Below are 19036 nucleotides of genomic sequence, written 5' to 3' on the forward strand. Positions count from 1 at the left end.
AACAACACAATGGAAAATTCAGATAAAGAAAACAAATACATACGGGCCAGAGAGCGCGTGGAAGAGCTTAAAAAGTTCTACGGCAACCTCACTTCGTATGTCCTGGTCATTTCAGGATTGGCCCTTATCAACTATTTTACCAATCATTTTGCCTATGCATGGTTCTTGTGGGCCGCTTTTGGTTGGGGTATTGGAATTGTATTCCATGCCATCAAAACATTTGACCTAAACCCATTTTTCGGTAAAAATTGGGAGAAACGTAAGATCGAGGAGATTATGCGTGACGATGAACATCAAAATAAATGGAAATAATCATGCATAACTTTAATAAAGAAAAGTACGACAGGGCCAAAAAAAGAGTCGACGAACTCAAGGGATTCTACATTCATTTGACCATTTATGTAGTAATAAACACCTTTATCTTAATCAATATTTATCTTAATTCAGACATTTTTTGGAAATGGGAGCATTTCATCACATTGGTGGCTTGGGGTATAGGATTGTTTTTTCACGCTTCCAAGACCTTTGGATTTAATCCGCTTTTGGGAAAGGACTGGGAAGAACGTCAAATCCAAAAATATATGGATGAGGACAAAGAGGAAATGGAGAAGTATAAGTAAAAATGACAATGGACAAAAATAACGCCAGGGGGGCGGCAGAAAAAAGAGTTGAAGAACTCAAAGGGTATTACAGACACATTTTGATTTTTGTGATCGTGAACGGTTTGCTATACCTTTTACAAACAGGAGTTTTAAATTCTTTGTTGCCAGAAGCATTTCCAAAAGAATCCTATTATTACGAATGGATCACAACCAACATCCTAATCTGGGCATTGATCTTGGTCGTGCATACCCTGATTATATTCAGACATAAATTTGCTTTCTTTAAAAAGTGGGAAGAACGCCAAATCCAAAAATACATGGATGAGGATAGGAGTAAGATGGATAAATACAAATAGACTTTTTACCTTTAAAGACTGAACCAAAACGTAAACCAAACGTACATGAATGTCCTGATTATTGAAGACGAAAAACCAGCAGCAAGACGATTGTCCAGATTGCTTTTGGAATTGGAAATCGAGGTCTCCACCATGTTGCATTCCGTGGAAGAATCCTTAGCTTGGTTCCAAGAAAATCCACACCCCGATTTGATCTTTTTGGACATCCAATTATCGGACGGACTTTCCTTTGAAATTTTTGATGAAATAGAGGTGAAAAGCGCCATCATTTTTACCACCGCTTATGACGAATATGCACTCCAAGCATTCAAGCTGAACAGCATCGATTATTTACTAAAACCCATTGATGAGGAAGAGCTGGAAAGTGCCGTAAAAAAGTATCAAAATTTCAAGCCCGAAAACCGAAAAATCCCGATTGATTTCAACGACATAAAAAAGCTCTTGGTAAACCCTTTGGAACGGGAATACAAAAAACGATTTACAGCTAGGGTAGGGCAACATCTGAAAATCATAAATGCCGATGAAGTGGAATGTTTTTACAGTGAGAACAAAGGGACCTATGCCGCAACTTCGGATGGAAGAAATTATTTGTTGGACACCACTTTGGAACAGTTGGAAGAAGAGTTGGAGCCGCAGACATTTTTTAGGGTAAGCAGAAAGTTCTACGTGAACATCAACCACATAGGAGACATCATTTCATATACCAATTCAAGGCTTCAAATTAAGTTGAACCGTTTTGATGAGCACGAAGTCATCGTAAGTCGAGAGCGCGTAAGAGACTTTAAGCTTTGGTTAGAGTAAGTTTATTTAAAAAACTGATAATCAGAATAATTTAAAATAAAAAAACCTATTATAAGTTTTTCTTATAGTGGTTTTTTTAGCTTGAAAAGCTAGTTTTCTTCCACTCGATTGTCATCAAAAGCAGAGGGTAGTAGTTTGGGTATCAATTTAATGAAAATTGGGAGAAGAATGGCACCTCCCGGCAACATAAAAATCGCCAAGGACGGAATACTTTTAAAAATATCCAGCAACTGATCTTGAACTTTTTTCTTCTCTTCCGCACTCAAATCTTTTACGGTTGACTTGGATAAGAGAGTGACCAATTCCCGACTTTCGGCGAGCTCTTTTTTTAATCTTTTGCTATTTCTCAGAATAAGTTTGCTTACATTTTTGGACATGCCATCGTAGAATTGAACAGCCAAATTTTTGCTATTCAGGTAAGCGACTTTGTCCTTGTTTTTTTCGAAGAATTCTTGCACAAAAATCAATTCGGATTCTATCTCTTTTTTGGACTTTCCAAGGTCTTTTCCAAGACCAAAAATATAGTCTGTTTCAGTGTAGTCTAAATTCTTGTCTTCCCATATCGTCAAACAGGCCATATCCAGAAAATAATCCTTCTCGTTTTCCGTGAAATTTTGGGTCAATAAATCGGCATAATTTCCTTCGAATTTTGCTTCATCCAAATCCACATAAGTTAACGAAGATCCCAACAATTGAATCAATTTTGCATCCGACTCATGGGTCTCTTTTGAGTTGAGTGCATGGTACACAATGTTGATGGTAACGTACTCCAAAAGTTGGGCATGTTCCATCATATTTTTTTCGCCTCTGAGGTAAACAATAAAGATGAGGATATCCACATACAAGAGCGAATTCGTCAAACTATTTCCTAGAGCTCTGCTGAACGTATTATCACTCAAATAGATTCTGGAATCAATCAATTTTTCGAGTTGGGATTCGGTTTTGGACCCTGTCAAAATCTTGTTTAAAAATGAAATCCGACTAACATCCAACGATTGGTAATACTCAAAAACTTTGTTGACGAAAGCTTCAAAATCTGTTTTTCCAACCTCGAAAGTATAGGTAAAATACAAAGCGGTCAATAAATTGATCTTGGCAATTTCATCTTCACTTAATGTGTGCTGCACTTCTATAAAGGAAGGAATCCTTAAATGCACACCATAAATGAATCCATTGTCCTTGAGTTCTTGGTACAAGTCATTAAAGTCTTCGAAAGGGAAAGACTCATGATCTACAAGGTGACCAAACTTGTTGATCCATCCAGAGGAAGAAGGGTTCATTGAAATGAATTAGAACGTCAAAGTAAAACAATTTCCCTGACTTTGGTTTTATCCCAAGTAAACCGATGCAATAAAATTACGTTAAGACAATTTTAACATTTCAAAACCAAACCGCCCTAAACAAGGTTCCGTAGGTAGGGGTGTAGGAAACCTTTAAAACAATTAACATGAAAAAAACAAAGAAATATTTACTAGGGCTTGGAGCCTTGGCAATTGTAGCTACCGTACTGGTGTCTGCAGACCACATTGACGCGCCCTCTTCCGCTGGAACAACGGCGGACATTGCCGACTTTTATGCATTTGAACCCAGTGAAGGTTCGGACAACACCGTATTTGTTGTTGACCTCCAATCCAACGTACTGCCAGAATTGGCTTATGGAACTTTTGACGAGGATGTACTTACCGAAATCAATATTGATTTGGACGGAGACTTGGTCGAAGATCAAGTAATCCAGGCCATAGCAAGAGATGGAAGAATGTACTTTTTTGGTCCAACTGCCCCGTCTCAAACTGGTTTAAACAGCGAAGTCTACACCGATGCCGCTTTGGGCGATGTGGAGATTTCAGGAGCTAGTGCTGTTGTAGAGACCACTTCCGATGGAGTGTCCCTTTTTGCAGGACCAAGACAGGACCCGTTCTTTTTTGACTTTTTCCAGTTCAATGCGGTAATCTCCCCTGAATTGGATTCTGCGCCGGGCGGTTTTTTACCTACGGAAGAAGCGGCCGACACTTTTGATGGTGCCAATACGCTATCCATAGTGGTGGAAATTCCAAACAGCATGTTGGGAGCCCCCACCGCTACCAATGCACTTGGATTATCAGTTTACAAGACATGGGTAACAACAAATAGAAAACAATAAGAAACTTAAAAGCAATATTATGAAACTAAGACAATCGATATATATAACAGCCTTGGTGCTGAGCTTTGGGCTAGTCGTTGGCTGTAGCAACGATGATAACGGTACTTACATGGACGACGACATGATGATGGATGACGATGATATGATGGAGGTGGATTTTTCTGGAACCTTTTCGCAAGTGGATCACATTGGACGTCCTGGAATCAATACCACTTTGAGCTACGACATGGAAGGAGAAGCCAGTGTGAAAGACGCACACAACACTACGATTCCTTCGGAGATGGGCGCGGCCTTCCAAATGGGATTCCAAGCCAGGTTGGAGCAATACCATGATGTTTATGCCTTAAAACTGGGATTGGACCCTGCAGATGTGGATTATGAAAACAACATCTTAGGGCTGGATGCAGCAACCTTGACCACGGTTTTGGCGGCAGATGTTTTGGAAGTAGCGCCAGATTTGCCGACTACATATTTTAACCCTGGAACGGATAATGATAATGATGGAAATATTTTGGTTCCCGACGGTGATGAAGTGGCTTTGACTGGAAGACACCCCAATGACGATATTATAGATGTATCCCTAATTCTATTTTTCGGGGGAATGGAAGGCGACAGGTTTAGTGGTCAGGACCTGGATGATGATGGTATGGCCGATTTACCAAGACTGACATCTGATGGTGTTGGGCTTACGGCCGATATTTCGACTTCATTTCCCTATTTGGGAGCACCCGAGTAATTAATTGCTATGAAAGGGATGGGGGAAGGAAACTTTCCTTCCCCCTTTTTATTAACTCTAAAACAACAACAAGATGAAAACAACCCTACAATATATATTTCTTCCAATGTTCATACTGCTTTTGGCATCGTGTCAGCAGGAAGAAACCGAATTTAAGACAGATAAGCAGGATTATAATCATTATTTGGCGGCAGAACCCGTAAAAACCACCTCAAAATATTATAAGCTTTGGGACAACAAAATCAAATCAGATAGCACACAGTTGCTGAGTTTGGGCAATGTGGCCAGTGAGTATAGCCGTTTTTTTAAAGGAACAGGTGACATCCGATATTTAAAGGATGCTGAACAGTCCCTAAAAAAGGCAGTCGAAATCGCAGCTGTCGGGAAATCGGGCTACCTCAGGGCATTGGCTCGAAATTACATTTCACAGCATAGGTTCAAGGAGGCGCTTACCTTGGCGCAAAAAGCAAGAGACTTGGGCAGTGGTGTTCGGGAATCCCAAAGCCTTCTTTTTGACCTTCACATGGAATTGGGCAATTATGACTTGGCCAATACATACTTGGATAGTATACAGAACATGTCCGACTTTGGTTATCTGATTCGTGTGGCCAAATGGAACGATTACAAAGGAGACCTGGAGACCGCCATCAAATTTATGGAAAAAGCCCAGGCAAAGGCAGAATCATCAAAAAACCGGAATTTGTTGCTTTGGTCCTATACAAATCTTGCAGACTTTTACGGTCATGCAGGTCGGATAGAGGACTCTTACAACCTATATCTTCAAGCATTGCAAATCGACCCACAGAATGCCTATGCCAAGAAAGGTATCGCTTGGATTGTATATTCCCATGAAAGAAATGGTGCTGAAGCGCTTCGAATTCTGGATTCCATCATGAAAAAGAACAAATCCCCCGAATACTATTTGCTAAAAGCTGAAATAGCAGACTTTATGAAGAATGATTTGCTCCGGGTACAGTCCTTGGATGATTATTACAAAATCATTGAGGATAATAAAGACTATGGAGATATGTACAATGCTTACAATGTGGATTTTTTATTGGGGCTGGAAGTGGAGCAGAAGGCATTTGAGCTAGCTCAGGAAGAGGTCAAAAACAGACCTACACCTGAATCTTATGGTTTGCTCGCCTATAGTTTATTGCAGGTGGGACAGGAGCAAAAGGCCATGGAAGTCATAGAAAAGCATGTAATGGGCGCTACCTACGAGCCCGCGATTCTTCATCAAGCAGCAGAGGTTTATAAAGCCAATGGGAAAAAAGAAAAAGTAAGTGCGTTAAAACAAGAATTGTTAGAAGCTGCGTACGAACTTGGACCCATCAAGGAGGCCCAGATAACCAGTCTATAGGTTTGCCCTTCTAAAAAACTAGGTTGGAGATCGCCATGGTCTCAGCTTGGTTGTTGTTTTTAGGTACGCCATGGTTTTTCCATGGCGTTTCTATTCTTCATCATGGGTTTCCATATCGGTTTTCTCTTCTTTGAGGATTTCGATTCCTTTCTGAATGACCAAATTGGTGGGTATCGTTATGCGTTTACCATCATCGGTACGCATAAACAGATAAAAACCACTAATATCCTCCACTTTCCCCGTCCAATCAAAATCCTTATCCATTACTCGAATCCTATCGCCCAACCGTAACGGGTGATTGAAAAACAAAATGACACTGGCGGTTAAATTGGATAAAATGGACCACTGGGCCACAAAGCCAACCCCCAAAATGGCCAATATGGATGAAATGAACACCGAAAAATCCTTGAAATTAACCCCCCATATCAAAGATATGCCTACAAAAGCCAACAGGTAAAACATCAAATTACTGAGGTAAAAGATGATTTTTCTACTGTTCATGTCAATGGAACTGGTCCTGCCAAAACGTCGAATTGCTCTTTTGCTCAGCGAATTGAGGGCTATAATGATGGTTAAGAGCACAATAGTGAACAAAATCTCGGACTTAAAGGACATGGGGTCAATCATGATGGTTCTTAGTAAATTTGGTTTAACTTATAGTTCTAAACTACGAATAAACCCTTTCATATTTTAAACCATGAAAACAGATTTTGAAGAAAATTCATGGGTGATAAATTACTCACCGGACAATTACTACAACCGAAAATTCTCTTTGCAGGATGATATACAGCTCTCCAAAGGCGATAAGTCCATCACTTGGGTAAACACCTATGGTCTGGAGTATATGGAGGAGTTTAGGCAAATGGTGGATGGCAATGGGCTTGACGACTTTTTGTTACGCTTGCTCTTGAACCAAAAAATGGGCAACAAAGTAATTGTTTTGGAGGATCAATTGTTCATTGCGGCCCGTATCTTAAAAACGGAGCATCACAGCATGGAATCGGAACAGATGTATTTTGTGGTGGCCAAGGATTTTAACTGGTGCATACAAGAAAAGAGGGGCGATCATTTTGATTGGATTCGCCAACGTATTTTTGAAAATAAGGGCATCATCAGAAAAAAGCGTGCGGACTATCTGCTCTTTTTCATTTTGGAAACCTTGATTACCAATTACAAGGATAAATACGAAGAGACCGTACTAATGGAAAATGCCTTGGATGCCATTGTAAAACGAGAACCCACACCGGAATTCATGTTCGAGGTGGAGCAGAAAAAAGCCGTGATCCAGGATTTTAAAAAAGCATCGCACGGACTTAGGGATATCATTATAAAACTGGAACGGGTAGAGGTCAAAGGATTCCAGACGAAGTACTTTAGCGAACTTCGTGAACAAATCAATGGTTTGATTGCTGATATCGACTCGGATATCATGGAACTGGAAAGCCAAATCAACCTCTTTTTTAGTGTCCAAGGGCACCGATTGAATGAAGTCATGAAGACTCTTACCATCTTCTCGGTGGTATTTATTCCACTTACTTTTTTAGCGGGCATATACGGGATGAACTTCGAAAACATGCCGGAATTGAAGTCGCCTTATGGTTATTTTATATTGTTGGGCGTCATGTTGATCGTCACCATCATTTCCATTATCATTTTCAAACGAAAAAAATGGTTCTAAACAGTTGATTTACTGATATATAAAAGTGGTTTTTTTCCAGATGTGATTTTCTTGGGTTTAATCCAATGATAAACATCATATTCTTGGAAAAGGGTGCTCGGTAGATTTGTCTCATCATTTTAAAATAACACACGATGAGAAAAAGAATACTAGTAGCAGTAATGGCTGTAATGGGATTGACCAACTTGGCAATTGCCCAAGATGCCCCAGCGGACAACGGTAGCAAATGGCAATTTAGATTAAGGGGAATTGTGGTTTCTCCAGACGAAAGTGCCGATATTGAAGCTATTGGCGGAGATGTGGATATTTCTACATCCGTTGTTCCCGAGGTCGACATTACCTACTTTTTTGATGATAATTGGTCTATGGAATTGATTCTGGGAACCACCAAGCATGATGTCAAGGCCGTGGAGACCGCCGCCGGGGAAATTGATTTGGGAAGTGTATGGTTGTTGCCCCCAACGCTAACAGGTCAATATCACTTTACGGGAGGCAATTTTGTTCCTTATTTAGGGGCAGGGGTAAACCTTACCTTGTTCTACGGTGTTGATGAAGGCCCTGTTGTGGATGACATTGAATACGACACTGCCGTTGGCTTTGCCTTGCAGGGTGGTTTTGATTACATGTTGAACGATAAATGGTTCTTGAACTTTGATGTGAAAAAATTGTTCTTGAATACTACCGCCACAGTTGACGCTACTACCGCCTTGGGTGCTACTGTAGATGCGGATGTGGACATTAATCCATGGATTTTTGGATTTGGAGTAGGTCTTAAACTTTAATATTCGATTGTTTTTTTAGGTAATCTAAGTATGGAAGGTGGTTTTGGTTTATCCAGGCCACCTTCTTTTTTCACCCTAATTTATGCCCCTACGGCCCCCAGCGTATACAATTGTTCCAGTGTTGGGGTCTCGCTACCGCCTTCGGGCTCTAAAGTAATTCCAAACGCCTCCGATTCATTGGCATTTTCCAAAGTGAAGAGCCTAGTGTCCTGCGACACAAAATCATCCAGTAAACCAATACTGGTCGGTGTGAGCGGGTCTAATTTTAACGACCAAACTTGATAGGTGAACCCATCTGGTGGTTCTGGCAGCCCTTTTGCATCTATGATGACTTTTTGTTCCTCTTTGTTCCAATAGGCTTTCGCATAGGATGATGGGGAAACGGTTTGTCCACCAAGAGCAATTACGGTTACATTTTTATCCCTGATTTCTTCCAACAAACCTTCCGTGGCCGTTACCTCTTCTTGGGTTTCGGATAGTGTTTCCTCCAAGTTTTGCTTTTCTTGGTTGGTCAGCTCGATTTCGGATTTCAGTTTTGCATTTTCATTATACATCCAGAACAGACCTACGGCCAGTAAAATGGATGCTGCCCAACCTAGATAACTGCCCCAAGGTGTCCTCCTGGTCTTCGAGCCTTCAGGAGTAAAAGGGATAACATCATCTATCTCCGCCTTAATTTTTGCAAAACCGTCTTGTGGCATTTTGGGCGAAGCGGATTCTGTGAGTTCCAGGATGGCCTTTTCAATGGCCTCGATTTCTTTCCTTATTTCAGGATACTGAATGGCATAGTGCTGCACCTCAAGATTTTCTTCAGGGGATAGCGCTCCAGCAACGTAGAGTTCCAATTTTCCAGACGCTATGTACTCTTTCACATCCATGCTTATGCCATATTTTTTCTAATGTTCGAAATACAGCTTCTAATTCTTGTTTTTATGGTGCCAATGGGCGTATCCAGCTCCTTGGCAGCTTCTTTTTGGGTATATCCTTTAAAATAAAGCATATCAATAAGCAAAATACACTTTTCCTTGAGTCCTTTCAACAGGGATTGAAGGCCAATGGTGTCCATTTTGCTGTTTAAATCTTCGCCGCTTTCAAAAATACCTACGAGAGAATCAACAGGGAGGTTCTTTTTTTGATTTTTATGGGTTTTTGAGCGCACTTCATCGATAGCGGCATTACGGGCAATGTTCAATATCCAAGTAAAAAAACGACCTTTTGAAGTATCGTACTGATCGGACTTTTCCCAAATCTTGACAAAAACATCCTGACAAATTTCCTGGGACCGTTCGGAATCCTTGACAATGACATTGATAACCCCACAGATATTCTCAGCATACATGTTGTACAAGGCCTCAAAAGCGACCGTATCCTTTTGCTGAAATTGTTGTATGAGGTTGTCCAGATCCATTGAAGTTGCCTAAATATATAAAAAAAGAGCTGCTCAAGGCAGCTCTCTTACAAATCTTTGTTGAAAAGCAATTCTTATTCCTGTTCCAATAAAACAGATCCGGTAATGGCAACGTCTTCCCAAGTTTTGCTTACTCCATCGGCTCCCGTATGCAATACTTTACATGCTTCGTTAAGTGAGGCAAGAGCTTCCAAGGCGTCCCATTTTTTCAAATCCATGGTGCCAGAGAAATTCACATGGTTGTCGTCCGTGATTTCATATTCCATGGGAAGTTCTGTGGATACACCGTTCATACTCAACTGTACAGTACAGCTATTGTCGGCGTCAAAAGAAAAAGTACCTGTTATGGATTGGGTCTCCGCCATTTTTTCGAAGAAGAACTCAATTATTTTTGGGTCTCTTGTATTGGTCGCATCGTTGGTGAAAAGGCTGCTCACTGGAATGGAAAATTCGAGTCCATCCAAAGTTTCCAATGGAGTCTCCCCTGCAGTGTAGGTTAATTCTACTTCTTGAAACGTACCACCAACCGGAACTTTCTCGGTGGTTTTATAGGCAGTAAACCGAACATCGGTGGAGTCTTCCACTATACTGTAGGTAGCGGTAGCGGTTTCTTCTGTTTTTTCTTCCTCCTTTTTTGTTTGCTTGCAGCTAAAGGCGGCTACCAACAATAGCCCCAATGCGGCAATTTGAATTTTTTTCATTTCGAATGTTTTAATTTTAGGTCTAAGTTAGGCATTATCCAAAGGGATCCCAATAAAAAAAGCCGCCCATTGGGCAGCTTTTTATTTTGATGTTTTTCAATATCATTGAATGATGCCTGTACAAGCAATTCTTGCTCCTGCAGCACCTGAAGGTTGTGAGGTGTAATCATCCGTTCCTTGATGGACGATTACAGCTTTTCCCAAAACATCTTTTTTCTCGTCACCACAACCAATGCACCATTCATCTGTAGAAAATTCTACCGTGGCATTTCCATCAGCATCTGCTGTGAAATTCCCAATATCCCCTTTGTGGTACCCTTCTTCGGAACCCCATTTTCCATGTGGTTCATGGGTCGGGTTCCAATGTCCTCCAGTGGATTTTCCGTCAGGGGAGGAGCAGTCAGCTTTTTCATGTAAGTGAATCGCATGTTCTCCTTCATCGAGTCCTAGAAAGGTTGCTCTCATGATGACTTCGCCTTCATCTTGGGTAAACACCACTTCGCCACTTACATTACTATCGCTTTTAGGTTCCATTTCGAAAGTAATGACTTCGGGATCCATTTGTTCTGCCACTTGTTCTACTGTTTCTTCAACTTCCTCGGTTGTTTCTTCAGCTTCTTTTTTTGCTTCTTTACAGCTAAATGCTGTTATAAATAATAGCGCTAGGGCTGATATCTGTATTTTTTTCATTAAAATGGTTTTAAAGATTAGCTCTTAATTTAGGCAATATTAATAACCAAGTCAACCTTTATCGTGCTCTATTCCTAGTTTTTTTTGCTCTTAAACAATCCTCTTAAGTCTGGATTGTAAAAAATCGCGAATTGCAAACGGTCGTATACGGCATTGGCAAATTGATTTCTCAAATAACCTAATTGAATACTGCTGTTTTCAGTAATATTGACGCCTACCGCACCGTACAATCTGTTTTGACCAAATAAATCATCCTGAAGGTTGATGAACAATTCATCGTAAAAGTTAAGGAAGAAGGTATCTGTCAACGGAAGTGTAATCTGGATACGATAACGGGCCCTGTGCTGTGTGTCAGTGGTTTCGCCAAAATCCAAGAAACGTTGTTCCATGCGGTAACGGTGCTCAAATAGGAATTCCCAAACCTTATTCTTTAGAATAAACTGTTCAAAAATTCGGTGTTCCATGGAATTGATCTCGTCTTCAAACTCAAAAAAGGTATTGTCCGTATCAATATATGCGTAACCGGCAGTCGCTATGGCATCTGGGTTGATATGATAATTGAGACCTGTTCTCAACAGCATTTGGTTGAAGTTGCTGGCGCTTTCGTAAAACCTGAACTGGCCTTCGGTATGGACACTGAAACGTTCGGAAACTTTATTGGTGCCAAAATACATATACCAGGCTCCCAATTCGTCTTCGCCAGCTTGTTGGGCATTAGCGTTTACTAATCCAAATAGGATAAATAGGGTAACTAACTTTTTTATCATTTATTTTCCTCTTTAATAGGGGTACTTTTTTCTTCTTTTAAGTACTCGTCCAAAAATTCTAAAATTTTACTGTAAGCTGTTATTTGATTCTCCTTTTTTACAAATCCATGGCCTTCATCTTCAAAAAGCACATATTCCACAGGAACGCCATTTTTCCGAACCCCAGCCACAATTTCATCAGATTCTGCCTGCAATACCCTAGGGTCTTGGGAACCTTGAAGAACGATTAAAGGTTTGGTGACATTATCGGTATGGAAAAGTGGCGATATTTGTTTTAATCGGACGGAATCAGCACTGTGTGGGTCTCCCAGTTCCTTATAAAGGGCATCTTTAAAGGATTCCCACCATGGTGGAATGCTCTTCAGTGTTCGTATCCAATTGGTAACCCCGTAGAGATTGACACCTACATCAAATTCTTCTGGTGTGTAGGTTAGGGCGGCCATGGTCATGTATCCACCATATGACCCTCCGATAATTCCTATTTTCTCTCCATCGATTTCTGGTTGTTTGGCCAGCCAATTTTTTCCTTCGACACAATCTTTAAGATCTTTATCTCCATGGTTTAAATCGTCCATTTGGTAAAAGGTTTTACCATATCCGCTACTTCCTCGGTTGTTTACTGCTAACACAGCGTAGCCATGGTTTACCAAATATTGGATAAAGGAGCTAAAGTTTTGTCGAGATTGTCCTCCGGGACCTCCGTGCACCCAAACCAAAGCAGGTACTGGATTGGCTTCACTCGCTTGATGTGGCGTATAGTAAATAGCAGGGATGTCCAGTCCATCGAAGGATTTATATCGGATAACCTCTGCTTTGACCAAGTCTTGCCCTTGAATTTCAGGATTCAGTACATCCGTCAACTTTTTTTGTTCCTTGGTGTTCAGATTATAAACATATAGATTGGATGGCGTGTGCGATCCACCGGCATAAAAACGCATCATGGATTCGTCATCGGAAAAACTTACACTCGTAACCTCCATATTCTCTACCGTAGGCAAATCAATATTCTCTTTCGTGGCCACTTCCATCACTTCGATGGTGTTTTTCGCATCCTCGTTTATGTAAGTTACTTGATAAGTGCCATTTTGTGTAAAATAACTTCCTGAAATATCCCAATCGCGCTCCAAGGCCTTTTCGTAGGATTCATCGGCAATCGTATATTTCATCAAATAAGAAAACTCGCTGCCATCGTCTGTAGTGAAGTACAGTGCCGAACCATCGGGGGCGAAATCCTGAGGTGAATTTCCGCTTTGGCTTTTATTGATTTTCATTAATTCATCCGACTCCAAATTATACAAGAACAAATCGCTGTCATTGGTGTTGATGGATTTGCTCAATGCGACATATCTTTCATCAGGAGAAACGACACCTACATCATATCCATCATCATTTTTGTAAACCAATTCGGATTCTAAGGATTCCAAATCCATTTTGTACAGGTCCATAAATCGGCTATCGCGCTTGTTGGAACCATAAAAGAAGGCTGATTTGTCTTCGGACCATTGGTGAAACAGGGAACGAGCTCCTTCTTCAGGTGTCAAATCCTCATGACTTCCATCGGTGTCCCTTACAAAAATGTGATAGATTTCATCGCCATTGTTGTCCATGCGAAACAGCATTCTCTCATCATTCGGAAAGTAGGAAATAGCAAACACCGAAGAACTGTCCGATTGTGTTATGGGCATCATTTCGCCTCCCGAAGTGGGTATGGTGTACATATTGTAAATGCCCGAGCGGTTACTTGAAACCAATAGTTTGGATTTGTCGGGTGAAAAACTTCCACCTCCAATGGATTCATTGTCCATCATTTGGGAAATGGTATAGGTCTTCATCCTTTCTGCGATGGAAGGTTCTTTTTTCTCTTCTTTACAGGCCCATATGCTGGTGATCAGGGCGATGGCTAATAATTTTTTCATGAGTTGGCTTTATGTTTTGAATTCAGCTTTGACCTAAGAAAAGCATACTTTGGAGGGGGTATATTCTTTTTCGGTCGCCTAAAGATACCAAAATCCGTTGCCTTATTTCTTAAACCGGGCATAAACCGGATATGGTTGAAATGTGAGTCCTCAAAGATACCCGATTTTTTATTCATCAAGCTTCTGGGTTTTTCCATTTTTTTTAATGATTTTTAACCAAACACAAGTTTTGAAGGAGGCTAAGCCAAGTTGGTTCTATTTGTTATTGTTGATTCTTTCGGGCGAGGCAATTTTTATCCTTCCTTTTGTATTACCGCGCGTTTTTAGGCCCACCGTATTGGATGTTTTGGAGTTGGACAATGTACAGTTGGGGCTATGCTTTTCCGTTTATGGCTTGGTGGCCATGGTCTCTTATGTTCTAGGGGGGCCTTTGGCTGATAAATATCAACCTCGAAAACTTATTGCCATTGCCTTATGGATGACTGCTCTGGGGGGCTTTTTGTTTGCTCAATATCCTGATTTATGGATGCTTCAAATGGTTTATGGTTGGTGGGGCTTTACCACTATTTTTCTGTTTTGGGCTCCCATGATCAAGGCTACTAGAATTTGGGGTGGAGCCGATTCACAGGGAAAGGCTTTTGGGTTCCTTGATGGTGGTCGCGGATTGACAGGCGCCCTGTTCAGTTTGTTGGGTGTGGTGGTGTTTTCCCTTTTTTTATCGGAGCCTCCGGATGTAGCCAATCTCGATGACCGCAAGGAAGCATTTACCTATGTGATCTATGTTGCTTCCATAATCATTGTTTTGATTGGGGTGTTGGTCTGGTTTTTTATGAAAACAGACGAAACCAATCAAGAAGTAACCCTTGAGCGCATTTCCTGGAGGGATATCAAACAAGTGTTGAAATTACCTTCGGTTTGGTTGCTAATGGTCATTATTCTTTGCGGGTACGTAGGCTATAAAATTACGGACATCATCTCCCAATACGCGGAGGAAGTAATGTTGTATAACCAGGTGGACTCGGCCAAAGTGGGAACTTTGTTGCAATTCCTACGGCCCACTACAGGTATTTTATTCGGGTTGATTGCCGATCGCTTAAGAATTACCTGGCTTTTGGTGGTAAGTTTCATTTTAACCTTGATAGGAGGCCTATTCTTTGCCAGTGGGGTTATCGCTCCAACAACAACATTGTTATTTTTTATTTCTGTAATTATCATCGCTGCGGGTGTTTATGCTACACGGGCCTTGTATTTTGGTGTAATGCATGTTGGCAAAATCCCTTTGGTTTTAACGGGTACTGCAGTTGGAATCATTTCTTTGATAGGCTACACACCAGATGTATTTGCTGGTCCTGCATACGGTATGCTCCTAGATGCACATCCCGGTGAAGAAATCGGACATCAAAATGTGTTCTGGATGTTGAGTTTTTTTGCTTTGGTTGGAGGAGTAGCTGCATTTATTTACCATCGAAATTATGGTAAGTAAGTTTTAAGGGCTTGAAGATTAATGACCCAAATGCGTTTCGTATGCCGTATTATGTTATTCACAGGGTTATTTATACAATTTGAGACAATAGAAGTCCAATTTCAGTAAAATAGTAATTATATTGCCTCTCAATTGGCTTTTTGCTAATTATCAAAACTAAACTTTAAGATTTTACAACTATTACTAATGCACATGAAGAATTACATTTTAGGGGCTATATGCCTACTTTTTGTTCTTGTTGGGTGTGAGAAAAAGCGTCAAGGGCCACCAAAGCTTCTCGTTTTTTCAAAAACAATGGCGTTTAAACATGCTTCTATCCCATCAGGAATTGCGGCACTTGAAAAATTAGGCCAAGAGAATGATTTTGTCATTGACACTACAACCAATGGAGAACTATTTACCGACGAAAATCTGGCACAGTATTCCGCCGTGGTGTTTTTGAGCACCACCGGAAATGTACTCAATGCCCGTGAAGAAGCAGCATTCGAACGCTATATCCAAGCAGGTGGAGGCTATGTGGGTATTCACGCGGCAGCTGACACGGAGTACGATTGGGGCTGGTACAACAAACTGGTCGGAGCGCAATTTTTAAGCCATCCAGCGGGTACGCCCGAAGCTGACTTTATCATAAAGGATAAAAACCACCCAGCGACCGAATTTTTCACGGATTCCATCTGGCACCGTACTGATGAATTGTACAACTACAAAAACATTTATGATGGCATTAATGTTTTAATGACCGTTGATGAGTCTACCTACGAAGGTGGCGAAAATGGAGATTACCACCCAATGGCCTGGTACCATGATTTTGATGGTGGACGTGCTTTTTACACTGCTGCAGGGCATACAGATGAAAGTTACTCCGAAGAACTGTTTTTAAAGCATGTTTTGGGCGGAATCAATTATGCTATTGGCAAAAATCTGGAATTGGATTTTGTCAAGGCTAGCTCCCAAATCCCACCGGAAGCAGATCGTTTCAGCAAGGTGGTTTTGTCCACGGGACAATTTTTTGAGCCTACAGAGATGACCGTACTTCCGAACAATGATGTGTTGATTGCACAGCGTAGGGGAGAGGTCATGTTGTATTCCGATGAGACCAAAGAAATCAACCAAGTGGCCTTTTTGGATGTATATCACAAAACACTCGAAACCCCAGGTGTTAATGCTGAGCAAGGATTGATGGGACTTCAAAAAGACCCGAACTTCGCTGAGAACAATTGGATTTACCTTTACTATGCACCAACAGGAGATAATTGGATCAACCGTTTATCGCGTTTTAAATACAAGGACGGTAATTTTGACATGGATTCCGAGCAGGTAATTTTGGAGCTGGAAAGTCAGCGAGAAATCTGCTGTCATACAGGAGGTTCCATTGCATTTGGCCCTGATGGATTGCTTTACTTGTCAACTGGGGATAATTCAACCCCATTTAACGATAGCGAGGCCAAATATGTCAACAATGGTTACGCACCGTTGAACGACCAATCAGGTAAAGAAAACTTTGATGCTAGACGTTCTTCTGCCAACACCAATGATCTTAGAGGGAAAATCCTAAGAATCCGAGTAAACGAAGATGGAAGTTACGATATTCCCGAGGGGAATTTATTCCCGGTAGGTACTGAGAAAACACGTCCAGAAATATACACCATGGGGCATCGTAACCCTTACCGTATTTCTGTGGATATGAAACGCGGATACCTTTATTGGGGAGATGTAGGTCCCGATGCCCGTGTAGATAGTTTGGAAACACGTGGCCCAATGGGTTATGATGAAATGAACCAAGCCCGTGAGCCTGGCAACTACGGTTGGCCCATGTTTATCGGTGACAACTTTGCTTACAACAAATACAACTACGAAACAGGTGAATCCGGAAGGTTCTTTGACCCAGAAAAACCAATCAATGATTCCAAGAACAACACAGGTTTAAGGGAATTGCCACCGGCAAAGCCAGCGTATGTATATTATCATTATGGTGATATCCAAGACTTTCCACAAGTCGGTTCCGGTAGTAGGAATGCCATGGCAGGGCCTACTTATTGGTCTGATATGTATCCAAACGGCGGCGGATTGCCATCATACTATGACGGTAAGGTCATTATCTATGATTGGATGAGAGGCTGGATGATGGCCGTGCATCTGTTTGAAGATGGTACGTTCAACAAAATGGAGCCATTTGCTCCGGATATCGAACTTCATAACCTGATTGACATGGAGATGAGTCCTGATGGACGCGTGTACCTATTGGAATACGGTAGTGGCTGGTTCTCTGCAAATCCAGATAGTGGTTTGAGTTATATTGAATACAACGGAGGTAACCGTGCGCCCGTAATCGACAACTTCATCGTGGACAACAATTCGGGTTCTTTGCCACTTTCTGTTACAGCTACAGTAGAGGCCCATGACAGGGAAGGTGATAGCATGAGTTATGTTTGGGATTTGGGTGATGGTACTACTGAGGAGACCACTGAACCTACCTTGACACATACCTACGATGCAGCTGGAGCATACAAGTTGAACGTTACTGTTAAGGACCCAGCTGGCGAAGAGGCATCAAGCATTGACCAGACCATTGTTGCAGGCAATGTGAGGCCCGTTGTAAGTATTGAAATGGATCAAGCGAATAAATCCTTTTATATTCCCGGACAACCCATTAATTATACCGTTTCTGTTACCGATGAGGACAGCGAGGTAAATGAGGACAATGTTTATGTATCCGTGGAATACCGTTCTGGTATGGATGAGGTGAACATGAACTTGGGACACCAACAAGTGTCTGGCGCTGTCATGGGGAAAGCATTGACCCAAAGCTTGGATTGTAAGTCCTGTCACAAGGAAAATGAAACATCCATAGGGCCTAGTTACATGAAAGTCTCTGAAAAATACAAAGGAGACCGACGCTCTACCAACTACTTGATGGCGAAAATCATTGCAGGTGGATCTGGTGTTTGGGGAGAAGTGGTTATGCCAGCGCACCCTAATGTTACCCAAATGGAGGCTAGACAAATTACCCAATACATCCAGTCTTTGGCAGGTGGTGATAATAAAGAACCATCACTTCCTTTGTCAGGTTCCGTTAGGCCAGAGGCTAAAGAAAATGGAGAGGTATTCTTGTTGACTGCCAGTTATACGGATGAAGGTAAGGGAGAAGCATTGCCTTTGACAGGTTCCGAAACAGTGGTATTGGCAAGCAATAGCATGTCTTTCCCTGATGGTACTCCCACCGAGGGTATGCAAGCCATGTCTTTTGGTGGAATGCAACTACAGCTATTGAACGCTGCAGAAGGGTGGTTGAAGATTGAAGATACCGACCTAACTGGTGTAAGTAGATTGATGGTCATGGTAGGATGGCAAGAACCTCCAAGTATAGGTTATACTATGGAGTTGAGAGCCGGAGCTCCCGATGGTGAAGTCCTGGGAACAGGACAACTCAATCCTGCTGGACTTGGTGGTCAAGGTGGAGCTATTATGATACCCATCAAGAAAACTGATGGAGTACAACCTGAGCTATACCTTACCTACAAGGCTGAAGGAGAAGGGGCGAGCCCTTTTGCACTGACACAGGTACAGTTTAATTAAGAATTGATTGAAATCAAATAGAAAAGGCTCTGCATTT

The 19036-nt window shown here is 41.5% G+C and carries 19 protein-coding genes; 11 read left to right on the plus strand and 8 right to left on the minus strand.

Features of this window, described 5'->3' with window-relative positions; translation table 11 throughout:
- The first annotated feature begins 9 nt into the window (after positions 1-9).
- Genes EO132_RS10205 through EO132_RS10220 form a run of 4 tightly spaced genes read left to right on the plus strand, consistent with a single transcriptional unit; the run spans position 10 to position 1759 of the window.
- On the plus strand, positions 10-312 hold the full coding sequence (locus EO132_RS10205) for a 2TM domain-containing protein (RefSeq protein WP_164732319.1): 303 nt from the start codon (positions 10-12) through the stop codon (positions 310-312).
- A 2-nt stretch (positions 313-314) separates the two neighbouring features.
- Positions 315-620: a 2TM domain-containing protein gene (locus tag EO132_RS10210; RefSeq protein WP_127137745.1), complete on the plus strand. Its 306-nt coding sequence runs from the start codon at positions 315-317 to the stop codon at positions 618-620.
- Positions 621-628: 8 nt separating this feature from the next.
- Positions 629-958, plus strand: a complete 330-nt coding sequence (locus EO132_RS10215; RefSeq protein ID WP_164732320.1) for a 2TM domain-containing protein — start codon at positions 629-631, stop codon at positions 956-958.
- Positions 959-1003: 45 nt separating this feature from the next.
- Complete coding sequence (locus tag EO132_RS10220; protein ID WP_127137747.1) at positions 1004-1759, plus strand: LytR/AlgR family response regulator transcription factor; 756 nt, start codon at positions 1004-1006, stop codon at positions 1757-1759.
- Positions 1760-1848: 89 nt separating this feature from the next.
- Here EO132_RS10220 and EO132_RS10225 read toward each other — a convergent pair whose 3' ends face one another.
- Positions 1849-3039, minus strand: a complete 1191-nt coding sequence (locus tag EO132_RS10225; RefSeq protein ID WP_127137748.1) for an LETM1-related biofilm-associated protein — start codon at positions 3037-3039, stop codon at positions 1849-1851.
- A gap of 167 nt (positions 3040-3206) precedes the next feature.
- Here EO132_RS10225 and EO132_RS10230 point away from each other — a divergent pair, with 167 nt between their 5' ends.
- The 3 genes from EO132_RS10230 (at position 3207) to EO132_RS10240 (ending at position 5998) form a co-directional block, all read left to right on the plus strand.
- Positions 3207-3899: a DUF4331 family protein gene (locus EO132_RS10230; RefSeq protein WP_127137749.1), complete on the plus strand. Its 693-nt coding sequence runs from the start codon at positions 3207-3209 to the stop codon at positions 3897-3899.
- Between the two features lie 19 nt (positions 3900-3918).
- Complete coding sequence (locus EO132_RS10235) at positions 3919-4635, plus strand: DUF4331 family protein (RefSeq protein WP_127137750.1); 717 nt, start codon at positions 3919-3921, stop codon at positions 4633-4635.
- Positions 4636-4708: 73 nt separating this feature from the next.
- Positions 4709-5998 (plus strand): tetratricopeptide repeat protein, encoded by a 1290-nt coding sequence (locus tag EO132_RS10240; protein ID WP_127137751.1) that lies wholly within the window; start codon positions 4709-4711, stop codon positions 5996-5998.
- A 90-nt stretch (positions 5999-6088) separates the two neighbouring features.
- Here EO132_RS10240 and EO132_RS10245 read toward each other — a convergent pair whose 3' ends face one another.
- A complete protein-coding gene (locus EO132_RS10245; RefSeq protein WP_127137752.1) occupies positions 6089-6625 on the minus strand; it encodes a mechanosensitive ion channel family protein in 537 nt (178 codons plus the stop codon).
- 70 nt (positions 6626-6695) lie between these two features.
- Here EO132_RS10245 and EO132_RS10250 point away from each other — a divergent pair, with 70 nt between their 5' ends.
- Positions 6696-7676 (plus strand): CorA family divalent cation transporter, encoded by a 981-nt coding sequence (locus EO132_RS10250; protein WP_127137753.1) that lies wholly within the window; start codon positions 6696-6698, stop codon positions 7674-7676.
- A 134-nt stretch (positions 7677-7810) separates the two neighbouring features.
- The gene (locus EO132_RS10255; protein ID WP_127137754.1) at positions 7811-8458 is read left to right on the plus strand and encodes an OmpW/AlkL family protein; all 648 of its coding nucleotides are present in this window, start codon (positions 7811-7813) and stop codon (positions 8456-8458) included.
- 80 nt (positions 8459-8538) lie between these two features.
- Here EO132_RS10255 and EO132_RS10260 read toward each other — a convergent pair whose 3' ends face one another.
- The 6 genes from EO132_RS10260 to EO132_RS10285 form a co-directional block, all read right to left on the minus strand.
- The gene (locus EO132_RS10260; RefSeq protein ID WP_127137755.1) at positions 8539-9336 is read right to left on the minus strand and encodes an anti-sigma factor; all 798 of its coding nucleotides are present in this window, start codon (positions 9334-9336) and stop codon (positions 8539-8541) included.
- 2 nt (positions 9337-9338) lie between these two features.
- Positions 9339-9866 carry an RNA polymerase sigma factor gene (locus EO132_RS10265; protein WP_127137756.1) on the minus strand — a complete coding sequence of 176 codons (528 nt, stop codon included), beginning with the start codon at positions 9864-9866 and terminating at the stop codon, positions 9339-9341.
- A 74-nt stretch (positions 9867-9940) separates the two neighbouring features.
- A complete protein-coding gene (locus EO132_RS10270; protein ID WP_127137757.1) occupies positions 9941-10567 on the minus strand; it encodes a hypothetical protein in 627 nt (208 codons plus the stop codon).
- Positions 10568-10669: 102 nt separating this feature from the next.
- A complete protein-coding gene (locus EO132_RS10275; RefSeq protein WP_127137758.1) occupies positions 10670-11257 on the minus strand; it encodes a superoxide dismutase family protein in 588 nt (195 codons plus the stop codon).
- Positions 11258-11331: 74 nt separating this feature from the next.
- Positions 11332-12024, minus strand: a complete 693-nt coding sequence (locus tag EO132_RS10280; RefSeq protein WP_127137759.1) for a DUF2490 domain-containing protein — start codon at positions 12022-12024, stop codon at positions 11332-11334.
- Positions 12021-13940 carry a S9 family peptidase gene (locus EO132_RS10285; RefSeq protein ID WP_127137760.1) on the minus strand — a complete coding sequence of 640 codons (1920 nt, stop codon included), beginning with the start codon at positions 13938-13940 and terminating at the stop codon, positions 12021-12023. Before EO132_RS10285 ends, EO132_RS10280 begins: the two co-directional genes overlap by 4 nt.
- Positions 13941-14169: 229 nt before the next feature.
- Here EO132_RS10285 and EO132_RS10290 point away from each other — a divergent pair, with 229 nt between their 5' ends.
- A complete protein-coding gene (locus EO132_RS10290; protein WP_417935870.1) occupies positions 14170-15423 on the plus strand; it encodes an MFS transporter in 1254 nt (417 codons plus the stop codon).
- Positions 15424-15615: 192 nt separating this feature from the next.
- Positions 15616-18999: a ThuA domain-containing protein gene (locus EO132_RS10295; RefSeq protein ID WP_127137762.1), complete on the plus strand. Its 3384-nt coding sequence runs from the start codon at positions 15616-15618 to the stop codon at positions 18997-18999.
- Positions 19000-19036 lie beyond the last annotated feature (37 nt).

Source organism: Flagellimonas oceanensis (assembly GCF_003992595.1).
GTDB lineage: Bacteria > Bacteroidota > Bacteroidia > Flavobacteriales > Flavobacteriaceae > Flagellimonas > Flagellimonas oceanensis.